This window comes from Natrinema soli, assembly GCF_028618695.1.
The window spans coordinates 1-3,540 of sequence record NZ_JAQIVI010000113.1 but is presented as its reverse complement, the minus strand read 5'-3'; the positions used below and the strand labels follow the sequence as shown (position 1 = coordinate 3,540).

4 protein-coding genes are annotated in these 3,540 nt (G+C 66.2%); 1 reads left to right on the top strand and 3 read right to left on the bottom strand.

From position 1 onward, the window contains the following. Both PGX04_RS07845 and PGX04_RS07840 read right to left on the bottom strand, forming a co-directional pair. Window positions 1-1,538, bottom strand: a 1,538-nt coding sequence (locus PGX04_RS07845) for a heavy metal translocating P-type ATPase (protein ID WP_273737992.1), incomplete at its 3' end; no start/stop codon positions are given. 84 nt (window positions 1,539-1,622) lie between these two features. Then, window positions 1,623-2,213, bottom strand: coding sequence for a winged helix-turn-helix transcriptional regulator (locus tag PGX04_RS07840; protein ID WP_273737991.1), 591 nt, complete (start codon window positions 2,211-2,213; stop codon window positions 1,623-1,625). 127 nt (window positions 2,214-2,340) lie between these two features. Between PGX04_RS07840 and PGX04_RS07835 the strand changes: the two genes are divergently transcribed. Further along, on the top strand, window positions 2,341-2,538 hold the full coding sequence (locus PGX04_RS07835) for a CopZ family metallochaperone (protein WP_273737990.1): 198 nt from the start codon (window positions 2,341-2,343) through the stop codon (window positions 2,536-2,538). A 193-nt stretch (window positions 2,539-2,731) separates the two neighbouring features. Here the strand turns inward: PGX04_RS07835 and PGX04_RS07830 are convergent. Continuing rightward, window positions 2,732-3,540 (bottom strand): HAD-IC family P-type ATPase (locus PGX04_RS07830; RefSeq protein ID WP_273737989.1); only part of this gene is annotated, 809 nt, incomplete at its 5' end.

Sequence of the window (3,540 nt, the reverse complement as noted above, 5' to 3'; positions counted from 1 at the left end):
CGTTCGAGGACGTCACCGCCCTTGAACAGGACGCCGTTCTGTGCACCGAGGGTCGTTCCGACCATCGTCGCAGCGGGCGTGGCGAGGCCGAGCGCACAGGGGCAGGCGATCAGCACCGAGGAGGCGAAGACGACGACCGCGAACTCGAACGTCGAAAGTGCGGCCGGACCGCCGCCGACCAGTCCCCACAGGGGAAGCGCGCCAACGAAACCGGCCAGCGTCCCGGGGAAGAGGAACCAGACCAGCCCCCAGAACGTCGCGTTGAGGATGACCGCGGGGACGAAGTACGCCGAGATGCGGTCCGCGAGGTTCTGAATTTCGGGCTGGCGAGACTGAGCCTCCTTGACGGTCTGGACGATCCCCTGCAGGGCCGTGTCCTCGCCGACCTTCGTCGCCTCGACGGTCAACACGCCGTTCTCGTTGATCGTCGACCCGATCACCTCGTCGTCCGCTTCCTTCTCGACGGGGACGGACTCGCCGGTCACCATCGACTCGTCGACCGCCGACTGGCCGTCGACGACGACGCCGTCGGTCGGGATCTTCTCGCCCGGCCGGACCTTCATCCGGTCGCCGACCGCGACGTCCTCGAGGGGTACCTCCTCCTCGTTCCCCTCGTCGTCGACCAGCGTGGCCGTCTCGGCCTCCATCTCGAGCAACTTCCGCAGGGCCTCGCCGGCCTGGCCCTTCGAACGGGCCTCGAGGTAGTTGCCCAGCGTGATGAACACGAGGATCAACGCGGCGGTGTCGAAGTACGTGCTGCCGGCCAGCAGTCCCAGCAGGACGACGAGGCTGTAAACGTATGCCGTCGACGAGCCCAGCGCGATCAGCACGTCCATGTTGGCGCGCCGGTTCTTCACGAGCGCGTTGTAGGAGTTGACGTAGAACGGGCGGCCGAGGACGAGCTGGACCGGCGTCGCGAGCAGGAACTCGAGCCAGCCGAACTCGATGCCGAAGACGGTCTCCGGCACGAGCGCCCCGCCGAGCAGGAACTTGTCCGCGAGGAAGAGCAGGAACGGTGCCGAGAGAACGGCACCGAAGATCGTCAGGCGGCGCTGTTTTCGCAGCTCCGCCTGTCGGGCCGCGTCGCGGCGCTCCTGGTCCGATTCGTCACCCGCCTCGTCGCGAACGGGCGTGTAGCCGGCCCGCTCGATCGCCCCGTAGAGATCGGAGAGCGAGACGTCGTCGGGATTGTACTCGACGGCCGCCTCGTCGGTCGCGTAGTTCACGTCGGCGTCGATGACGCCGGGGGTCTCCTCGAGTGCCGATTCGTTGGTCTCGGCGCAGTTCGCGCAGGACATGTCGGTGATGCCGATCGACCGACTCGCGCGATCGGCCTCGTAGCCGGCGTCCTCGATCGCGGCGTAGATCGCTGCGAGCGATACCGTATCGGGGTCGTACTCGACGCTCCCCTCGTCAGTAGCGAAGTTGACGGTAGCCTCGCGCACGCCGTCGAGGGACTCCAGGGCAGCGGTGATCGTCTGCGAGCAGTTCGCGCAGCTCATCCCCCTGATGTCGAGGTGTGTGGTCCGGGTGCTCATTACCGAGTACTAGTGGATCCAGCTTTACCCACTTTACTGGCCAGAACCCAAAGTATATCGCGTCGATTATCTTGGAATCGAAAGTCAGGTGCCCTCCTCGAGCCGCTCGTACCGGCCCTCGAACCGGTTCGAGCAGGAGGGACAACAGAAGTGGTAGACCTCGCCGTCGATTCGAGTCGATTCCCCTTCGCTATCGACGGTGTTGCCACACTCCGCGCAGGTGAGTGCGAACGACGTGCCGTCGAGCGACGGCGTCCATTCGGCGTCGTCGAGCAGCGTTACCGCGTAGTCGACGCCGTCGGCGTCCGGGAGGAGTCCGTCGAGCCACTCGCGGACCTGCCGAACCTGTGCCCGCGCGTAGAACCAGAGCTCGCCGTCGGCGGTGACGAATATGTGCTCGACGGCGTCGGCGTCCGCGATTGCCGCTCTGCAGTCGTCGACCGCGCTCTGTGGAACGGTCGCCCGCACGAACACCGGAATCCCGGCCCTGAGCTGGGACTGGTCTATGTCGACGGTGAAGCCCTCGATGACGCCGGCCTCCTCGAGGCGGTCGACGCGGTCCGAGACGGCTGGTCCGGAGAGGCCGACCCGCTCGGCGATCTCGCTGTACGGCCGACGAGCGTCGTCGCCCAGCAACCGCAGGATTTCCATGTCGGTTTCGTCGAGGTCGCGCATACCGCACCGTTCGGCCGGGATAGCAAAGAGAATGACGACCGGTACTTTGGAATCCGAAGCGTATGTCGTCGCTACGCTCGCGTCGAAAGTAGTAATGCACAAAGAGTAGCCGTCCGTATCGTATCGTATGAGTCGGACCATTACCGTCGAAGGAATGTCCTGCGAGCACTGCGAGCAAACCGTCGAAGACGCGCTCGAGGGCGTTTCGGGCGTCGATTCCGTAGACGTCGATCGGGAGGCGGAGCGGGCGACCGTCGAGGGCGACGCGGAGACCGCGGCTCTCGTCGAAGCGGTCGACGAGGCGGGGTACGAGTCCAGCGCGTAACCGCGTGGGACGGCCGTATCGCTACTGACGCCGCTCTTCTAATCGCGTTCCGTCTCGAGAACAGTAGTCGTATCGGCGGTTCCGCGTCCGGAACCCGCAGGAGGAGCACGCTCGAACTGGTTCCGCGGACGCGTCTCGGCTCGAGCCGCGGAACAGAAACGGGACGAACGGTGCCGATCGATGGCTTCGCGAATCAATCCGCCGGTCGCGGCTCTTGCGGCGCGGAGACGCCCGGCAGGCTCGGGATCGAGAGATCGACGCGTCGGAGGAACTGCGCGTTGATCGCGACGATCACCGTGCTGAGCGACATGAGCAGCGCGCCGACGGCCGGCGAGAGGAGGATGCCGATCGGCGCGAGGATCCCGGCCGCCAGCGGGAGCGCGAAGACGTTGTAACCCGCGGCCCAGATGAGGTTCTGCTGCATCTTTCGGTAGCTCGCCTGACTCAGTTTCACGAGCCGAACCACGTCCATCGGATTGTTCTTGACGAGGATGATATCCGCCGACCGGACGGCGACGTCCGTCCCGCTCCCGATCGCGATCCCGATGTCGGCCCGGGTGAGCGCCGGCGCGTCGTTGACCCCGTCGCCGACCATCGCGACCGATTTGCCCTGCGCCTGGAGCTCCGTGATCTTCTCGTCCTTGTCCTCGGGTAACACCTCGGCGAACACCGTGTCGATACCGAGATTCGCCGCGACCGCTCGAGCCACGTCCTCGGAATCGCCGGTCAGCATCGCCACCTCGAGCCCCAACTCGTGGAGCGCGTCGACCACGCGGTAGCTCTCCTCGCGGATCACGTCCGCGAGCGCGAACGCCGCGATCGGCTCTTCCTCCCGCAGCAGGTAGACGACGGTTTGCGCGTTCTCGCCCGCTCGATCGGCGAATCGCTCGAGGTCCGTTGGGACCCTGGCCTCGAGTTCCGAGAGGAGGTTCGGGCCGCCGACGTGGATTCGTTCGCCGTCTCGCGGCTCGTCGCCGCGAGACAGTCCGGCGGCGCGGAGCG

Bases quoted from the DNA above. Each gene is read 5' to 3' on its own strand.
- PGX04_RS07840 (WP_273737991.1), bottom strand. From the start codon at position 2,213: ATGCGCGACCTCGACGAAACCGACATGGAAATCCTGCGGTTGCTGGGC.
- PGX04_RS07835 (WP_273737990.1), top strand. From the start codon at position 2,341: ATGAGTCGGACCATTACCGTCGAAGGAATGTCCTGCGAGCACTGCGAG.